Origin of the sequence: Marinobacter sp. 1_MG-2023, from assembly GCF_030549045.1 — a bacterium.
In the GTDB taxonomy this organism is placed as follows: domain Bacteria; phylum Pseudomonadota; class Gammaproteobacteria; order Pseudomonadales; family Oleiphilaceae; genus Marinobacter.
The window spans coordinates 343126-360997 of the sequence record NZ_JAUOST010000001.1; the positions used below are offsets into that span (position 1 = coordinate 343126).

The 17872-nt window shown below is 54.4% G+C and carries 14 protein-coding genes; 5 read left to right on the forward strand and 9 right to left on the reverse strand.

The window, feature by feature from the left end; genetic code table 11:
- Nucleotide 1: 1 nt before the first annotated feature.
- On the forward strand, nt 2-595 hold the full coding sequence (gene slmA, locus Q4606_RS01610) for a nucleoid occlusion factor SlmA (RefSeq protein WP_303606463.1): 594 nt from the start codon (nt 2-4) through the stop codon (nt 593-595).
- A gap of 415 nt (nt 596-1010) precedes the next feature.
- Here slmA and Q4606_RS01615 read toward each other — a convergent pair whose 3' ends face one another.
- The 5 genes from Q4606_RS01615 to Q4606_RS01635 form a co-directional block, all read right to left on the reverse strand.
- Nucleotides 1011-1835: an inositol monophosphatase family protein gene (locus Q4606_RS01615; RefSeq protein WP_303606464.1), complete on the reverse strand. Its 825-nt coding sequence runs from the start codon at nt 1833-1835 to the stop codon at nt 1011-1013.
- 54 nt (nt 1836-1889) lie between these two features.
- Nucleotides 1890-3185 (reverse strand): pyridoxal phosphate-dependent aminotransferase, encoded by a 1296-nt coding sequence (locus tag Q4606_RS01620; protein ID WP_303594551.1) that lies wholly within the window; start codon nt 3183-3185, stop codon nt 1890-1892.
- A gap of 100 nt (nt 3186-3285) precedes the next feature.
- A complete protein-coding gene (locus Q4606_RS01625; RefSeq protein WP_303606465.1) occupies nt 3286-4626 on the reverse strand; it encodes a substrate-binding domain-containing protein in 1341 nt (446 codons plus the stop codon).
- 129 nt (nt 4627-4755) lie between these two features.
- Nucleotides 4756-5070: a DUF3301 domain-containing protein gene (locus tag Q4606_RS01630; RefSeq protein WP_303594547.1), complete on the reverse strand. Its 315-nt coding sequence runs from the start codon at nt 5068-5070 to the stop codon at nt 4756-4758.
- Nucleotides 5071-5173: 103 nt separating this feature from the next.
- Nucleotides 5174-6772 (reverse strand): methyl-accepting chemotaxis protein, encoded by a 1599-nt coding sequence (locus tag Q4606_RS01635; protein ID WP_303606466.1) that lies wholly within the window; start codon nt 6770-6772, stop codon nt 5174-5176.
- A 263-nt stretch (nt 6773-7035) separates the two neighbouring features.
- On the opposite strand from Q4606_RS01635, the gene Q4606_RS01640 reads away from it, so the two are divergent.
- Together Q4606_RS01640 and Q4606_RS01645 are read left to right on the forward strand one after the other, a co-directional pair.
- Nucleotides 7036-8712 carry a bifunctional diguanylate cyclase/phosphodiesterase gene (locus Q4606_RS01640; protein ID WP_303606467.1) on the forward strand — a complete coding sequence of 559 codons (1677 nt, stop codon included), beginning with the start codon at nt 7036-7038 and terminating at the stop codon, nt 8710-8712.
- A 436-nt stretch (nt 8713-9148) separates the two neighbouring features.
- Nucleotides 9149-9841 (forward strand): helix-turn-helix domain-containing protein, encoded by a 693-nt coding sequence (locus Q4606_RS01645; protein WP_303606468.1) that lies wholly within the window; start codon nt 9149-9151, stop codon nt 9839-9841.
- A 63-nt stretch (nt 9842-9904) separates the two neighbouring features.
- Here Q4606_RS01645 and Q4606_RS01650 read toward each other — a convergent pair whose 3' ends face one another.
- Nucleotides 9905-12982, reverse strand: coding sequence for an efflux RND transporter permease subunit (locus Q4606_RS01650; protein WP_303594541.1), 3078 nt, complete (start codon nt 12980-12982; stop codon nt 9905-9907).
- Nucleotides 12982-14085, reverse strand: a complete 1104-nt coding sequence (locus Q4606_RS01655; protein ID WP_303594538.1) for an efflux RND transporter periplasmic adaptor subunit — start codon at nt 14083-14085, stop codon at nt 12982-12984. The genes Q4606_RS01650 and Q4606_RS01655 overlap by 1 nt, the downstream gene beginning before the upstream one ends.
- A gap of 240 nt (nt 14086-14325) precedes the next feature.
- Between Q4606_RS01655 and Q4606_RS01660 the strand changes: the two genes are divergently transcribed.
- Nucleotides 14326-14826 carry a molecular chaperone DnaJ gene (locus Q4606_RS01660; protein ID WP_303606469.1) on the forward strand — a complete coding sequence of 167 codons (501 nt, stop codon included), beginning with the start codon at nt 14326-14328 and terminating at the stop codon, nt 14824-14826.
- A 3-nt stretch (nt 14827-14829) separates the two neighbouring features.
- On the opposite strand, the gene Q4606_RS01665 is transcribed toward Q4606_RS01660, so the two are convergent.
- The gene (locus Q4606_RS01665; protein ID WP_303606470.1) at nt 14830-15618 is read right to left on the reverse strand and encodes a secretin N-terminal domain-containing protein; all 789 of its coding nucleotides are present in this window, start codon (nt 15616-15618) and stop codon (nt 14830-14832) included.
- Between the two features lie 363 nt (nt 15619-15981).
- Between Q4606_RS01665 and Q4606_RS01670 the strand changes: the two genes are divergently transcribed.
- Entirely contained in the window at nt 15982-17034 is a 1053-nt protein-coding gene (locus tag Q4606_RS01670; protein WP_303606471.1) for a 3-deoxy-7-phosphoheptulonate synthase, read from the forward strand.
- Here the strand turns inward: Q4606_RS01670 and Q4606_RS01675 are convergent.
- Nucleotides 16979-17650 carry a LysE family translocator gene (locus tag Q4606_RS01675; protein ID WP_303606472.1) on the reverse strand — a complete coding sequence of 224 codons (672 nt, stop codon included), beginning with the start codon at nt 17648-17650 and terminating at the stop codon, nt 16979-16981. The two genes, Q4606_RS01670 and Q4606_RS01675, sit on opposite strands and share 56 nt — an antisense overlap.
- Nucleotides 17651-17872: the final 222 nt, after the last annotated feature.

Here is a 17872-nt window from a genome sequence, read left to right on the forward strand (position 1 = left end):
TATGGCCACAACCGATCAGAAACCCAGTCGCCGGGAGGCGATTCTCCATGCCCTTCTGGAACTCCTGGAAAAGGATCCGGGGGCCAGAATTACCACCTCGGTTCTCGCCAAATCCGTTGGCGTGACCGAAGCGGCGCTGTATCGCCACTTCCCCAGCAAGCGGAAAATGTTCGAGGCGCTTCTGGAGTTCGCAGAAAATGCCGTGTTCTCTCGCTGTCAGGTAATCCTGCAGGAACAAGAGGACGTGCGGGTTCGTTTGCAGCAGTTAGTGCACCTTGTACTGGTTTTTGCCGAGCGTAATCCGGGGTTGTGTTGTGTTCTCACCGGCGATGCTCTTGTCGGCGAAAACGACGCCTTACGCAAACGTGCTTCCCAGTTCTTCGAACGCCTGGAAACCCAGGTGCGGCAAACCCTGAAAGAAGGCGAAATTCGACAGGGCTTGCGGCCACGCACCAGCGCTACCCGGGGTGCGGATTTTGTTCTGGTGTTCATGGAGGGCCGGATTCAGCGGTTTGTCCGCTCATCCTTTACTCGAGCGCCTTCAGTCGACTTTGACGAGAGCTGGGGTCTGGTTGCTGAGGCGCTTTGGGACTGACTCCGAGTTTTCTTCCAGTAGCCTGCTGGTTTTGGGGTCGCGCAGTCAGGAAGGCCCTGCCCCGGAACCGCTACAAGCACATCCATGTGCGCTTGGCTCCGGCCATCCATGGCCTCCGACATTCCGGGACAGGGCCTTCCTGACTGCTCAATCGAACCAATGCGAAATCTTAGAGAGGGTTGCCTGACCTTCTTCAGGTCTCAGCAGCTAAAGGCACTTTAGAGAAAGACGAAAAGAAGCCCGATATATCTGGGTTATTTGATAGAGGTTGGTGGGGTCGGTTTGCACAGAATGTTGGAGGCCAAGGATGGCCGGAAACAAGCGCACATGGATGTGCTCGTAGCGGTTCTGTGCAAACCGACCCCACCAACCGCCCGCACCAAAATTAGCAGGCTACCGGAGGCCTCCCCCTAGCTCACTCATACCCAGAAGCAGACCGAAGAATCTGACGAATGGGCTCCCATATAGCAGGCGCCGAAATCAGAATGTCGCGACCCCAAAGATCCTCAGGGTAACCCTCAGGAACTTCGCTGAAATGGCCGGCTGTGGCCCCAGCTTCCAGGGCGATCAAACGGGCGGCCGCGAAATCCCAGGGGCTGACGTTTTCGTAGTAGATGTCCAGTCGGCCGCAGGCTACCCAGCAGATATCCAGAGCCGCAGAGCCGATGCGGCGCAGGTCGCGGCATTGGTGAATCATGGCATCCAGACGGCTTACCAGAGGGGCCAGGTTGTCTTTGGTGTAAGGAAAACCTGTTGCAAACAGGGAATCTCTCGGAACCGTAGCGCCGCTATGGTTAATAGGCTTGCCATTGAGTGTGGCGCCGTCGCCTCGGGTAGCACGGAAGGTTTCGCCGGGGAAGGGCGCGTGTACCACGCCTGCTTGCACACGGCCGTTTTCGGCATAGGCAATGGATACCGCAACCTGCGGGTGGCCGTAGGCGTAGTTTACCGTGCCATCAATAGGGTCAACGATCCACAGAGGGGTTTCGAGTTCCTCAGCCTGGCTGAGGTCCGGCATGCTTTCTTCAGACAGAATGCGGTGGTCGGGGAAGCGCTTCTGGATGGCGCTGGTGATGAACTCATCGGCCATGATATCTGCGTGAGTAACCAGCTCGGCCTGGTATTTGTAATCAGTACGGAGAGTGCTGTTTTCACGCTCACGGCGAATCAGCTTTCCCGCCTCCAGGGCCAGGTCTTCTGCGAAATCCGTAATGTCCTGCAGGGAAACAGAATCAAACATGACGCCCCCGTTTTAATCTCTGAAGAGTGAGGGCGCCAGTCTATCACGGCTTGATCAGAGGCTGTTCAGCCAGGCTTCCATCTTGTCCATGGCTTTCACCAGGCGGGGGCATGCCTTGTCGACAAAGTCATCGGCAAGCTCCTGATCGGCATAGTCTCCGCCGGCCAGTTGCAGGGACTCGGCGCCGTCGAAGTCTACGAATGCCAAGCGCGCACCAAGGTGATCCGGCACAAAGCCGAAGTCACTGGCTGGCAGAATGGCTACACCGGTGTTTTCCAGTAACGCCTGGCAAAACGCCTGGCTGGTTTTGATGTCTTTTTCTGCAAGCTTGTCCCGGAAGCTGTCGAAATTCGGGAACAGATAGAATGCGCCCTCGGGCTTTCGCACTGAAGCTCCCATATCACTGAGGCGTCGATGCATGTACTCACCAATCACCTTCAACACACGGCGAGACTGTTTTAAATACTCTTCTATGTCATCGCCACCGTTAAATGCAGTGATCGCAGCGTGTTGTATGGGGGCGCTGGTAGCCGTGTAGGTTTCACTGGCGATAATCGCCATGGCGTCTTGCAGCGGGCGTAATTCACTCGGGAAGATGAAGGTGCCCACACGCCAGCCACCGGCACCGGCCCACTTGCTGAGCCCGGTACTGATAATGGTACCTTCCGGGTAGTAGCGAGCAATGGATTTATGTTTGCCCTCAAAGTTCACTTCGCCGTAAATCTCGTCAGACAGCAGGATGATCCTGTATTTGCGAGCCACATTCGCAATGGCCAGCAACTGATCGTCTGTGTAGGTGCAACCGGTGGGGTTGGAGGGGTAGTTCAAAATCAGGATGCGCGGGCGGGAAACGTCGTCCCGACAAACGATGTCCAGTTCCTCAGCGGTCAGTTGCCAGTTGTTCTCTGCGTGGGTGGGTATCCAGTGCACCGAGCGGCCGATAATACGGGCCTGTGGCGCATAGGAAACCCAGCTAGGGCGGGGGATCAGCAGATCGCCGTAGTAGGCTAGCTGTAAGATGAACAACAGCTCTTTGGAGCCAGGGCCAATCAGCACATCTTCCCAGGTACAACGCATGCGTTCACTGCGGTTGATGTAACCGGCGATGGATTCTCGCAGCTCTTTCAGGCCTTTGACTGGCAGGTAATCCTTTTCGTGAGCGTGCTCTTTAAGCGCATCTACAACACGTTCGGGAACCGGGAAGGGCGATTGCCCCAGCCCGAGTTTGATGATGTCCTTACCCTCAGACTTGAGCTGGTTGCTTAATTCATTGATACGCAAGGTGGCCGAGGGCTGAATGCCGCGAACGTTCAGGTTGATTGCATAGCGTTGGTCGTTTTGGATAATCATTGTCCCGGTCTGTAGGTTGAGAGTGGCCCCGGTAGTATATGAAACCCAAACATATCTGTGAGCGTTGTGCGGATAGGTGATTGCCGTTACAGAGGCACCCTTAGCTGTCGCGAACCCAGACTTCTACCCGGCCGTTGCGTTGCTGGCCGGTTTCGCCTCCATAGGTGCCGACCGGCATGTCGTGGCCGTAACCTGTGTGGCTGACCTTATGAATGTTGAGGTCAGACAAAGCCTTGCGTACGGAAAGGGCTCTTAGTTCCGAGATCATTTGGGCCCTTAATTCGTCAGTTTGTTGGTCGGCGAAGCCGATCAGCAGGAGGTCGTCGGCAGTGCGGTTTTCCCTGTTGAGGAATTCAGCCAGTCGCTTCAAATCCCTTTGCGCCTTGTTGTCCAGCCTGGTGCGCCCCTCTGAGAACCGGAAATTGACGGTCAGGCGGCTGTAGTTTTGGGTCAGGAGCCTGAAAGTGGCTGGGACGCTATCGCCCAGATCGGGTTTAACGGCGAGTGGGTTCTGGGAAACAAATCCGGATTCAGAGACGATAGCCTGGCCTTCTGCGCCCAATACGAAGTCCACAAAGTCTTTCGCAAGGGTGGCAGTTGCATCACCGGAGGTGTACATGAACAGTCGCCTGGAAAGTGGGTAATCTTCACTGGCTACCGTCAGTCTGGAAGGTTTTAGTGCAGGCGCTTCGCCATCTGCGATTGCCAGCAGCTTGCTCTTGCGCACTGAGGCCAGTCCTGAGAAGCCAATGCCTCCCTGGTCAACACTGACACTGTCAGAAAGTTGGTCGTTTGATTCATAGCGCCTGGCGGACGGGTGCAGCGGGTACTGCTTGCCCAGAACCAGGCTCTTGAAGGTGTCCCAGGTACCTGAGCGATCATCCCGCGCATACAGGTTAATGGGTTGGTCAGCACCGCCGATCTCCGACCAGTTACTGATCTCACCTGAAAATATCCTGGCTAGAGTATTGGTATCCAGCTGGTTGATTGGATTCGATGGGTGAACCAGCACCGCAAGGCCGTCAATGGCAATAACATGCTCACTTTCGAGACCTTTCAGATCGGCATGCACGGACATGCGCTGCACCTCAGCCGGTTTGACGGGGCGGGAGGAGGCCCATACATCAGCAGTTTGGGCTTCCAACGCCCTGAACCCGGTGCTGGAACCATGGGCAGCAACCAGAACCCGAAGAGGAGAGCCGTTCTTATCCCCGATCAGGACTTTCTCGTTGTCCTTTCCGTTGCCAAGAATTCGGACAGGTCCCTGCTCGTTGCTGTTCAGGAAACCCTCTACAAGCATGGGTGCGAGTTTTGCGCCAATTGTATTGGATCCGTGAATCTCCATGTCTTCGGCGTAGCCTGAAGGTGCACTGAAAACCGAAAACAGGCAGAGCACACCCAGCAGGGCGCTCTGCAGTTGGAGTGGGCGGAACTTTAGCATTAGAAAACCTCAGGACAACAGTAAGTTAGCGTTGCGGGGAGAATGAGGCAGAATTATTACAGTAGTGTTACAGAGATGCTTCAATGGCTGTGGGTAATCATTGTGAACGGAGGGCGTCGTTCCGGGGGATCAGGAGAAACGATGAGGCTCCAATTCCATATGCAGTATTCGCTGGCCAAGCATGATCACTCGACCGCTGTAGCGCTCTTCTCCTGTTGATGTGAAATCAAACATGAATCGGCGCCACACGCGGATCTGGCCCTGGTCGTCGCGTTTGAACCAAATGCCGCGCAGATAAATGGCGTCGTCCAATAGCATAACGTCCATGGTTTTACAGTAACGGCGGGCGGCTTCCAACACAGAGTCTTTGATGGCTTTCGCGCGCCACCAATACCAAATAGCAAAGGTTGCGACAAACAGCCAGAACAGGGTTCCCAGAGTCATGATAACAACACGATAGCGGCAATCTTCCGAATGAAATAGCGGGACAGAGCGCCAGACTACCTTATTGTAAGGTTTCGGGGAATCGCTATGGGTCCTCCTGTGTTCAGGCCGGATTTGGTATGTTTAGGCGGGCAGAGAGCATTTTCAGGAAGTGACTGGTGAGCAGCTGGGCCTGATCCACGCTGTGCCCGAGATCTTCTGACTCCTTGCGGGCACTTTCGCCGCTTCGGACAGACTCATCCCCCAGGGCAAGCAATCGCTCTACTTGTTGCTGCACCTGAAGGCTGAGGGCGGATTGCTCTTCTGTAGCGCCAGCCACTTCGTGGGTGCAGTTGGTAATGATCCCGATGTCTTTGAGCGTCGATATAAGAGCTTTGCTGGCTTCACCTCCCATAAAGGTGGTTTGCTTGCAGGCGCTGGCACCCTGTTCGATAACGTCAACAACACAGCGGGTTTCGCTTTGCAGGGCGCTGATTATTTCCTCGATTTTACGGGTTGATTCGTGGGTGCGCTTTGCCAGCCCCCGGACTTCATCAGCGACAACGGCAAATCCGCGGCCAGCATCACCCGCCCGCGCAGCCTCAATGGCTGCGTTCAGTGCGAGCAAGTTGGTCTGTTCCGCAATATCGGAAATTACGTCCAGCACCAGACCGATCGCGTCACTCTTTTCTGAAAGAGCGGTTATTCTCTCGTTGGCGGCAAATAGCTGGTTTTCGAGACCGGACAAGTCGTCATTCATGATCTGCATTTGCTGTTGGCAGTGTTCAGCGGATTTCGTGGCATCCACGGTTGCTTCATGGGTCCGGCTTGTAAGCTCATCCACGCCTTTGACGCTGCGCGAGAGTTCATCGAAGGCCTGGGTGATGCTCTGGATGTCTTCGCGCTGGCTGCGAATGCTGGCAACTGAATTTGATACCCATTCGATCGTGCGTTGCTTGTTACCATGCAGTTCACCGACATTGGTGTGCATTCTGGCCGATACCGCGCGCAGAACGGCGTTGCGCTTTTGTCGGTCGAATTCTATCCACGCACACTCATCGTGCCGGCCGGTATAGATCCAGGGCATCGCCGGGTGGGCATCGCCACAAACTGCGCGCGCGCTCCGAACCATCGGGCGAGTCATTAAGTGCAGAGCCAAAAACGTAACCAGTAAACCCCCTTGCAGGAGGGCCAGGCTTTGCAGGCTCAAAGTGCTTGTGCCCAGAGCCAGGAGGCATGCGGCAACGGCTAAGTACAGGCAGAGCAGTTTCCAGGGCAGGGCGGGGCTGACAGCGAGAAACCGGCGTGAAATGGTGCCACGATTCCATGCAGCGTAAGCCATTTCCGCCCTCTTGATCTGGGCGGGATCAGGGAGTACACGAACAGACTGATATTCAACGACGCGACCGTTATTAAAAATGGGGGTAACAAAAGCGTCTACCCAGTAATGGTCACCGTTCTTGCACCGGTTCTTGACCATCCCGCGCCAGGAATCCCCGCTTTTTATCGTTTGCCAAAGATCTGCGAATGCTCCGGGTGGCATGTCCGGGTGTCGTATAAAGTTATGGTCCTGACCAATCAGTTCCTCTTTGGTGTAACCAGACACTTCCGAGAAGGCTTCGTTCGCTGCGGTAATCTTGCCTTGCAGATCTGTGGTGGTAATAAGGTTGAAATCGTCGGGATAGGTCTTTTCTTTCTGTGTGACCGGTTCGTTTCTACGCATACCAAATCCTGCCTTTCTCTTATTGTTTTTTTGCGCAGGCATGTACTGGCGCACATGCGCAGTCGAGATTGATCAGTTTGCGATGAAAAGTACTTTGGTTAATATCCATATAATGCAAATTATGAACTTGCGTTCAGTTTTAGTTACTATTGGTCTGAAACGTTCATATTTTGCGTAATGTGGATAGTCGTGGGCGGGTTTCCCTCTAAGCTGACGGTGAGTATGTGAGGGTCGCGGGCTGGACTAGCGGGAGCAGATTAGTCATGCAGTTTGAGCAACAACACGATTTCAGGGCTTTGGTAGACCAATACCCACGAGCCATCATGATTGCTACCAAAGAACCCAGAATTACCTATGTAAACCGCATGTTCCGCTTCGTGACCGGCTACCAATCTAATGAAGTTATGGGCGAGTCACCTTCGGTTTTGAGTGCGGGGTTACATGCACCGGAATTCTACCAGGCTATGTGGCGGTCTCTCGCTGGAGACGGGCGCTGGGAGGGGTTGGTCTGGAACCGAAAAAAAAGCGGTGAAATATACCCGCAGTGGCTCAGCATTTATCCGATGGAGTATGAAGGGCGCCAGGCCTATGTCGGCATGTTTATGGATATGGGCGAGAGAGCTGGCGCGGATGAGCGACTGGCCTCGCTTGCATATTACGACCCCCTTACCGAATTACCCAACCGGTCGTTGTTTCAGGAGTTTCTGGAAGCTCGCGTAAGCCAGCACTCCCGGGGAGAGGTTGGCTTCGCGGTCTTGTTTATTGATCTGGATTTTTTCAAGTCAGTCAATGATCTGCATGGGCATGACTGTGGTGACGGTGTATTAAAACAGGCAGCCATGTGTATTCAGAGTGTGGTGCGCGAGGGGGACGTTGTAGCGCGACTGTCAGGTGATGAATTCGCCGTTATTGTTGAATTGGCGGGTCATGATGACTTGAATGAGGTTTGTCAGCGCATGAACCAGGCTTTGCGGGCTCCGATGATTGTTGCCCACAGAGAGTATTTTCTCTCAGCGTCCATAGGAGCGTCTGTATATCCCGCCCATGGGGAAAGTGGTGCGGAGCTTTTGCAGAAGGCCGATCGAGCTATGTATGCGGCAAAGCTGGCAGGTCGGGCCTGCTACCGTGTATATAGCGAAGCGGACGACGAGCAGGGGCGGCGTGAGCAGCAGCTTGCTGAAGCCCTGACTACATCGCTGAAAACCTCGCAGGATGAATTTCATGTGGTTTATCAGCCCCAGTATGACCTTGAAACAGGTCGGGCTGTGGGAATGGAAGCTTTGTTACGCTGGCACCACCCTGAATTGGGCTCAGTCTCACCCGCCGATTTTGTGCCTCTTGCAGAGCGCCGGGGGCAGATCCATGAAATGACTCAGCGTTTGGTGCGCGGAATACTGGCAGATTTAAGAGATGCTCCCTCGAGCTTGCCGGGCGAGTTCCGGTTGGCGATTAATATATCCGCCCGTCAGATTACGGATGCCCGCCTGGGCCCCGCTATAAGCCCCTTGTTCTCCCGTATCCGCGAGTTAGGCTGGCTCCTGGAAATTGAAATCACTGAAACGCATATCATGCACTTGTCCAGCCAGTGCCTGGATACGCTCAGGGCGTTCCAGAATCAGGGGGTGGTGATAGCCATCGATGATTTTGGAACCGGCTACTCTTCTCTGGCTTATTTGCAGAATTTGCCGGTACAGGTGCTCAAGATAGATCGACAGTTCATCGGAGGCCTGGGTAAGGAAAATCGTGACTCGCGAATTGTGGCGGCCATTCTGGGGATTGCGGAGGCCTTGGAGCTGGAAGTGGTGGCTGAAGGTATTGAAACTGACGCTCAGTATCAGGAGCTTCGCGAATTGGAGTGTCAGCGTGGGCAAGGGTTTCTGATGGCGAGACCGCAGCCTTGGCAGCAGGCAAGAATGACCATTATTGATCCATATCAATAAATACTGAAATTGAGGCTCGCCTTTCGGGTGATTTGCAAGATACGGCCAAGGTGATGAGGGCTATTGTTCTAGATTGTTGCAATTAAAGTGTAGAAAAAAAGCGCAGCACACCTTCGATAACCTCAGATTTGCCGTACTTATGAGAAAACCAATAATAAGGCCTGAGATGGACGCGTATCTTTGTCTCAGCAGGGCGCGATGCGATACCTGGTGCCGGGCCATAGGCGTGGCGTCCGGACTTTCAATTACAGAGTGCCGATCTCACCATAATACTGGCCCAATGGGTGGCAATACCGGTCCAATGGGCGGGCTGGCTGAGCTTGCTACCGCGTCGGGCAGCACGGTCTGTCTTCAAACAAATCAATATAGGGAGTTAGGGAACTGCCAGGTGCGTGGCGGCTCGCTGCTGTTATTTTCACCGGACAGCGAGGTATCAATGGCCCCGTCCGGTGAAGCCTGGCAGTCGTTGGAGGTGCCAACCTGGGTTTGCCCGAAGAAGGTGTTTGACCTCAAGCTCGCAGAAAGTAGCCAGCTTTTTATCATGAAGCCGGCGCACCAGTACTCTGCTGTGATGCCATCGACAGGCACCCATCAACTGCTGGCCATAGCGCCCTTGTTAAAGCGTTACCTCGAAAACATCAAATTCTATGTTGATCATGCACATGCGAAAGCGCTTACTCGCGAGCTGTTTAGCCAGTTGGCAAAGTGCCAGGCTGGCGGTCAGTTGGCGGATGTTCCGGGCGCGGAGCCGACGGATTGGCGTCTGTTGCGGACGATTGAAAAGATTGAGCAGAACCCATCATGGGAATTTAACCTGCAGGAACTCGCCAGTTATTCGGGTGCGAGTGAACGCAATCTTTATTACCTCATGAAGCACAACACGGGGATGACGCCCTACCGGTTTTACCAGCGTCAGCGCCTTATTCGGGTGCGGCGTCGCCTGGTGGACTGCCAGATCGGTGAGCCCCACATCTCACGCCATGCAGCGGATGAAGGGTTTTCCCATCTGGGCCGTTTTTCTGCGCTATATCGTGAGCACTTTGGCGAGTTACCCAGCAAGACAGTTCGGGGCCGCCAGCGTTTTTGCAGTTCAGACGTTGAGGCCTGCGAAGAGGTGGAGCAGGGTTGAGAGGTAATAAAAAGCCCGGCTGGCCTTGAGGCTAGCCGGGCTTTTACGTCTCGCGCTGATCAGCTATGAACGGGTCGGCGCCGTTTCAGGAAGAGTGTTTTTATCTTCCTGTTCCTCGTTGTGATCGCGAGCCAGCAAAATGTAGAACGCTGGCAGTACGAAAACAGTGAACAAAGTACCAATGCCCAAGCCGGCACTGATGGTCAACCCGATGGCAAAGCGGCTTTCTGCGCCCGGGCCAGCTGCGAGGAGCAGCGGCACCATGGCAAAAATCAGCGCCAGAGATGTCATGATGATCGGGCGAAGACGGATAGCCGCCGCTTCAATAACCGCATCTACTTTATTCAGTCCTTTTTCCTTCTGGAGCTGGTTGGCAAATTCCACGATGAGTATGCCGTTCTTTGACACCACCCCGATGAGGGTGATCAGACCTACCTGGGTATAAATGTTCATCGTTGCGAAGCCAAGTACGATAAACGCCATGGCACCGGCCACTGACATAGGCACGGATACGAGAATGATGAACGGATCGCGCCAGCTTTCGAACTGAGCCGCGAGCACCAGATAGATAACCAGCAGAGACAGGAAGAAGGTTACAACCAGTGCACTGCCCTGGTTTGCCAACTGTCTACTCTGCCCGGTGTAATCATAAGTGAAGCCCTGCGGGAATATTTCGTCTGCTGTCTGTTGCACGAATTCCATGGCCGTACCTGCGGCCACGCCAGGCATCACCACTCCCTGCAGCGTCAAAGAGTTTTGCTGGTTGAATTGTGTTCGGTTTGAAGGCTCTACGTCGTGGGTAAAGCTTACAACGCTGCTCAAAGGTACAAGCGTGCCTGAGCCCGAGCGGATGTAGTAATCATTCAGCGCCTGCTCATCCAGACGAAATTGTTGGTCTACCTGAGGGATTACCTGATAGGACCTGCCTTCCATGCTGAAGCGGTTAATGTAGCCGCCGCCAAGCATACTGGATATCGACTGCCCCACGTCCTGCATGGAGAGGCCCAGATCTGCAACCCGGTCACGATCGACGTTGATACGTGTCACCGGGCGGTCGAAGTTGATGGACTTTTGCAGGAACATGAAGTTGCCGCTGCCCATGGCTTTACCCAGCAATTCGTCAGCCACTTGATCAAGCTGTTCGTAGCTGTTGCCCGTCGTGATAACAAACTGGAATGGCAGACCGCCGCCAGAGCCCGGGAGTGCCGGTTGCGGGAAGACCGCTGTTTGCAGGCCCGTGACCTGTTTGAGCTCGGCGTCGAGCTGGGGTTGAACCTCGAACTGGCTAATTTCCCGCTTGCTCCAGGGCTCCATTTTGAAACCACCGAATACCGCATTGGGAGCCGTGATACCAACGATCATGAAGTCCTCTGCGTAGCCGGGTACTGTGGCCAAGCGCTGCTGAACCTCCTCTCCATGCTCCAGAAGATAATCCAGAGTGGATGTCTGTGGTCCCAGGCCCTGATAGAACAGAATGCCCTGATCTTCAGTGGGTGCCAGCTCGTTCTGGCTCATCATTGCCATGAAATAGATAGAGCCCAATACAACCAGAGCAAAAAATACCACTACGGATTTGGTTTGCATCAGGGAACCGAGCGCGGTTTTATAACCTGAAGAGATGCCGTTGAACACGCGCTCTACAAGGCCCTCGAATTTTCCCGGATCGCCATGCGGCTTCAGGACCTTTGCGGACAGCATTGGAGAAAGTGTCAGTGCAACGATACCCGAAATTACCACCGTACCTGCCAGCGTGAATGCGAACTCGGTAAACAGAGAGCCCACCAGGCCGCCCATAAAGCCGATGGGGGCATAAACTGCAACCAGGGTCGTGGTCATGGCTATGATGGGCACAGCCATCTCCCGTGCGCCATGAAGCGCCGCGTCAAACCGTGACTCACCTTCTTCAATATGCCGGTGTACGTTTTCCACCATGATGATGGCGTCGTCTACCACCAGCCCAATGGCCAGAACCATGGATAGCAACGTCAGCAGGTTCAGGGAGAAACCGAACATCAGCATGAAAAAGGCACCGCCAATAAGGGACAGCGGAACCGCTACAGAAGGGACGATGGATGCCCGGATGGATCCCAGGCACAAAAATACCACCACGAGTACGATACCCATGGCTTCAATAAGGGTTCGGATTACCTCGTTTATAGAGTCATCAATAAAGTCTGAAGCATCGTAGGCAAGCCTTACGTTCAGGTCGCTCGGCAGTTGGCTTTCGATCTCCGGCAGGTCACCTTTTACCAGGCCTGCCACAGTGAGCGGGTTGGCGCCGGGCGCCAGTTCTATCGCCACATAAGTTGCCGGCTGACCCTTATAGAGGGCCAGAGCACTGTAGGTCTCTGAACCCAGTTCAACCCGGGCAATGTCCTGGAGTCGGATCTGGGTTCCATTAGCCTGTTTGACGACAAGATTGCGGAACTCGTCGGGGTCCGCTACATCGGTATCGCTGGTCATGCTGACTTCGGTATAGGTACCTTTGGTATTACCTACGGCAGCCTGATAGTTGTTGGCACGCAGTTTGGCCACAACTTCCGTGGGTGTCATGTCAACGGCAGCCAGGCGTTCCGGGTCGAGCCAGACACGCAGGGCAAACTTACGGCCAAGCAGTTGTGCTTTACCAACGCCGGGCAGCGCCTGAATTCTTGGTTGCACAACTCGGGTCAGGTAATCGGTAATCTGCGGAACGGCCATTTCTGAACTGTAGAAGGCGATGTACATCAATGCCGTTGAGTCGCCTGTGCTCGAAGTGATAACCGGGTCCTGGGCGTCGGCAGGAAGAACGTTACGCTGGCTGGCGACTTTTGCCTGTATTTCGGCCAGGGCGGCGTTGGCGTCGTAGTTCAGTACCATTTTGGCTTCAATGGTCGACGTGCCCTGTGAACTCGTAGAGGTCAGGTAGTCGATGCCGCTGGCCTCTGCAATAGCCTGCTGCAGTGGGGTCGTGATAAAGCCTTTGATCAGGTCCGAACTGGCGCCCGGATAGGCCGTTGTGACTGTAACCGTGGTGCTCTCGAGCTCCGGATATTGCCGGATCTCCATCTCCATGGCAGCTCGGGCACCGAGCAGCAGGATAAGCAGGCTGACAACCGTCGCCAGTACGGGACGATGGATGAAAATGTCGGTGAATCGCATTACTCAGATGCCTCCTGCGGCTGCTCTTCTTCATCCTGAATCTCGACCTTTTGACCGGCACGGAGTCTCAGCAATCCTTTGGACACGACAGTCTCGTCTGCTTCAAGGCCGGAAAGAATGGCAACCCGCGTGTCGCGGGTCTGGCCTGCAGTGATTGAGCGGCGATTAACAATCAGTGCACCTTCATCGTTCTCCTCAACGGCAAAGACGAAATCGCCATAAGTATTGTAGGAAATGGCGGTGCGGGGCACGGTAACAACCTCGTTGTCCTCTGGCTGCCTGGTGAGTATGGTTGCAAACATGCCCGGACGCAGGAGGCCTTCGGGATTATCCAGAGTCGCACGAACGCGGACGGTGCGGGTTTCGGGGTTTACGGAGGTGTTAATGGCACTGACCTTGCCTTCGAACTCCTGGCCCGGCACAGCTGCCACGGTAGCAACAACTGCATAGTCTCGGGCAACATCCGGCAGGTTCTTCTCGGACAAGGTGTAGTCCACATAGATCGGGTCGAGCATGTTGATCTCAACGATCGGTGTGCCGGTGGCGATGTATTCGCCTTGGTCTACCATTCGAATACCGAGGGTGCCGTCGAACGGAGCACGGATTACTTTCTTGCTCAATTGCGCTTCTGATTCATTCACACGCGCACGTGCAGCGTCGAAATTCGCTTTGGATTCGTCATACTGGGACTGGGATACAGCACGTTTCGGGAGCAGGTCTGATATGCGCTTGAATTCCTGCTCTGCCAGTTGCGATTCTGCACGGCGGGTACGTAGGGCCGCATCTTCGATTGCGGTGTCCAGGCGTATAAGAATGTCGCCTTGCTTGACGGAGTCACCGGATTCAAAGTTAATGCTTTTAATAACGCCCGGAACTTCGTTGGCTACCTCGATACCGTTAATGGCCGTGATGCTGCCCACAGCCTTGACGGAAGGTGTCCAACTTTCTGTTTGTGCTTTGGTGGCGGATATTTGCGCAGGCGGTTGGGGCTGGGACATTTGTTCTCCCATCTTCCCGAATTGGTAAAACTTATAGCCGAAGATGCCGCCAAGCACGACGCCAAGAAAAACGATTGCGATCAGGAAGCGGGAAGCAGTGCGCATAGTTCAGGTCCTGGAATGCTCTAACTTGTCCGGGTTTTGCGTCGAGCGGAAAGGGAAGTGGCCTCTCCGGGTCGGTGCACAACAGCAGACTGTATGGATGCGGAAATATTGATTAACGACAAAGAATAGCATCCTACAAAATCCAATGTGCATTTGTCACCGGTTTGTAGGTATTTGTCTTTAGCATTGTCGTCATTTTAGGTGACAGAATTACGATTTTACTTCACTAAAGGATCAATCATGCAGTGGATATTGGGAATCGCCCTGGCGGCAGCCGTCTTTGTGATTCTGAAACAATGGGGCGGATTATCTGCAGAGAAAAAGAAAGCCGCCACCTGGAAGCTTGTACTGGTTGTTGGGGGAGCTTTCCTTGCGTTCATGGTTCTTACCGGCCGGGTGCACGTTTTGACGGCTGCGGTCGCAGCGTTAATTCCACTGTTGCGTAAACTGCCAGAGCTTGTTCGGTTTATGCCTGCATTGAATCGCTTTTTTTCGGGCACGAGGGATGCTGGCAATGGGCACGGGTCGAGCGGGGGGCAGGCGGGACCCTTGCCGAGTAATGCAATGTCTGAGCGTGAGGCGTGCGAAATACTGGGTGTCAGTGCGGCTTGCACAAAAGACGACGTCGTTATGGCCCACCGGCGGCTGATGCAGAAAATGCACCCCGACCGTGGTGGAAGTGATTACCTTGCCGCAAAGATCAACGAAGCCAAAAGTGTATTGCTGCGCAACAGGGTCTAGGCCTCAGTGAATAACGTCGACCTTAACTTCGAAGCTCCGGTTGTCTGACTTGCTGCTGTTAACGTTGTAAGCAATACCTGATTGTCTGCTGGTCGATTCGGTTGAAGTGCTGCCAAGAGATACCCATTGGCCAGGTTCCACTCTGCGAATCGTGACGACGGCCTGGGTTTCGTACCCTTTCAGCTCCGCAGGATCTGCTTCAAAAGACATAACGTTCAACTCTACTGCGCGGTCGGAAATCACATGAGGACTGACAACGAATCCACTGCGTGTTTCTACTTGCTCAAAGATGGCCGCCGGGTTTTTACCTCCCTGCACCGCAAAGGGTAGGGTGCGCACCTGGCCTGACGTGATATGGGCTGACTGCCCATCCATAACCATCAGGCTTCGCTCCCGGGAGCCTCCAGTGCTGGTAACTCTGCGCTCTACGGTAACGCCAATTTCGTTTCGTGTTGTAGTGACTCCACCGCCAGAGCGTTTGCCGCCGATATCTTCTGTAGAGCGCACTGTGATTCGGAGCTGCGCGGGCGCTACATCGAGGGTTTCGATTAACGTACCGATTTCATCCAGCAGCTGTTCATTGCCACGAACTACAAGCTGTTGCCCGCGAGCGGTGAGGGAGATCGGCTCGTCCTGATACAGCTCCCGCACCTGACTGGCCACATCTGCTCCAGGCCGGTTGTTTAGCTGGTAGGCTCGAGACTCAGCGTAAGCTGACCCAGCACCTGATATGGTTGTAAGCGTGAGAACGAAGAAGAACAGGAAGGTGTAATTCCGTAGGTTCAATGTCATTGCTGGCTCCCAGTTTCCCGAAAAAATCCGGTTTTTCTGCTAAAAAGACCGGTTACGGGTTGCCAAGTTGAAAACCCGGGGTATATATTGATAAGCATGAAGACGACACAAGCGATCTGTCAATTGAATGTTCTGCAAGCTTTCGGCCAGAAGCCGGTGGCGGCAGTCGCTGCTGTGTTTTTTTGGTGGCTTGGTTATGGCTTTTATTTTAGCCAGACCCAGGGCCGCCCATAGCATCTTCTTCAAACGTACAATGAGGATGGCAGCCCGGGAAACCCAGGCTGCCGTCGGACTCAAAAAGCCCCGACTGGTAGCCCAGCCGGGGCTTTTTTGATTCTGACGCAGGGAAACAGGAACACAGATATGAACATGCCTTTGGAAACCGCCGGGGAAGGTCTGGCAATGAGCTCCACAGTAACGCATCGGCACGAAACCGCACTGCCAACGCCTTCTGAGCTGCGGCAGCGATTACCCATCGACGAGCGGCTTGCTCGGCTAGTCGACAGGCACCGGCAAGCTGTGCGGGACGTTTTGCATGGCAAAGACGACCGCACGTTAATCGTGGTCGGGCCTTGCTCAATCCACGACGAGGTAGCAGCACTGGAGTATGGCAAAAAGCTAAAAGTGCTGGCGGATGCGGTCAGCGATCGGTTTTTGATTGTCATGCGAGCCTACCTCGAAAAACCGAGAACAACCGTAGGCTGGAAGGGGTTGTTATACGACCCTGAGCGCACCGGTGCCGGTGATCTCAACGAAGGGTTGTTACGTTCACGCCGATTGCTTCTGAATCTGGCCGAGATGGGTTTACCGCTCGCAACTGAAGCACTTAGCCCCTTTGCTATGGATTACCTTGGAGATCTTGTGAGCTGGACAGCGATTGGTGCGCGGACTACCGAATCGCAGATTCATCGTGAGATGGTAAGCGGCCTGCCTATGCCGGCCGGGTTCAAAAATGGCACCGACGGGGGAATCAGCGTTGCTATTAACGCCATGAAGTCGGGGTCCCACCCACATCATCATCTGGGCGTTTCCGCCAATGGCGCGCCGGTCATGGTGAGTACCCGGGGTAATCCAGACACTCATCTGGTGCTGCGTGGTGGACGGGGTATCACCAATTACGATGAAGTGAGCATTCAACACGCCGCGCAAAGCCTTTCAGGCGCGGGCCTGTGCGCCGCTATCATGGTCGATTGCAGCCATGACAATGCTTGCAAGCAGGCTGAGCGGCAGATTGACGTTGCCCGTGAAGTGATGCGCCAAAAGCGCGCTGGTAGCAACAGTATTCGCGGCCTCATGCTGGAGAGCTTCCTTGAAGCTGGCCGGCAGGATGACGGTGATGATCTGCGTTATGGCTGCTCTATTACTGATCCATGCCTGTGCTGGGATCAGACGGAAGCTCTGCTCCGCTCACTGTAGAGAACAGGAGTTGGCCGGCCAGCAGCAGGAGAATTCCGCCCATTAACCGGTCCAGCCAGTGTCCGAAGCGGTTGAATCCTCTGCGCACAGCAGGCAGCGTGAAAAAAACGGCCACCAGAGTGAACCAGAATGCAGTCGCCAGAGCCATGTATACGCCGTAGCCTGCTTGAACTGCTACAGGGGTTCCGGGACTGATAATGACGGAAAACAAGGAAACGAAGAACAACGTGGCCTTGGGATTAAGAGCGTTGGTAAGAAAGCCCAGGCGCAAGGCGGCAAAACCGGATTGGGGAGAGCCTGTTTCTGTGTCCACATAAACGCCACCGGCTCTGGCCTTCAGGCATTGCACGGCAATCCAGGTTAGATAAAGGGCGCCGGCAACCTTGAGAACGGTAAACAACATGATCGACTGCTGGATAATCAGGCCAATGCCTAACAGCGAATAGCTCACATGCACCAGAATACCCGCGCCAATGCCAACTGACGTCAGCAGTGCGTTTTTCCTGCTCTGACATAATGCTTGCCGGAGCATCACAGCAAAGTCTGGCCCGGGGCTGGCAACAGCCAGTAAATGTACCAGTGCCACGGTGAAGAATTCCGGCCAGTAACTGTTCATACGTTACGTTCTCTCAAAACTTGGATTCTGTTGACGTCGGGATTAAGGGTAAAGGCTTATGGTCAGGGATCCTGAGATTGTCAGAATCAGTACAGGCCTGTCAGCATAAACCCCGGTGAGGTTTTTTTCACGTACCGCGCAAAACAATCCCGTCTTCTATACTGACGTACCTATTATTGAACTTATCATCTAGGTTCCCGGCTTTTTTTGGGTACCGTTCTG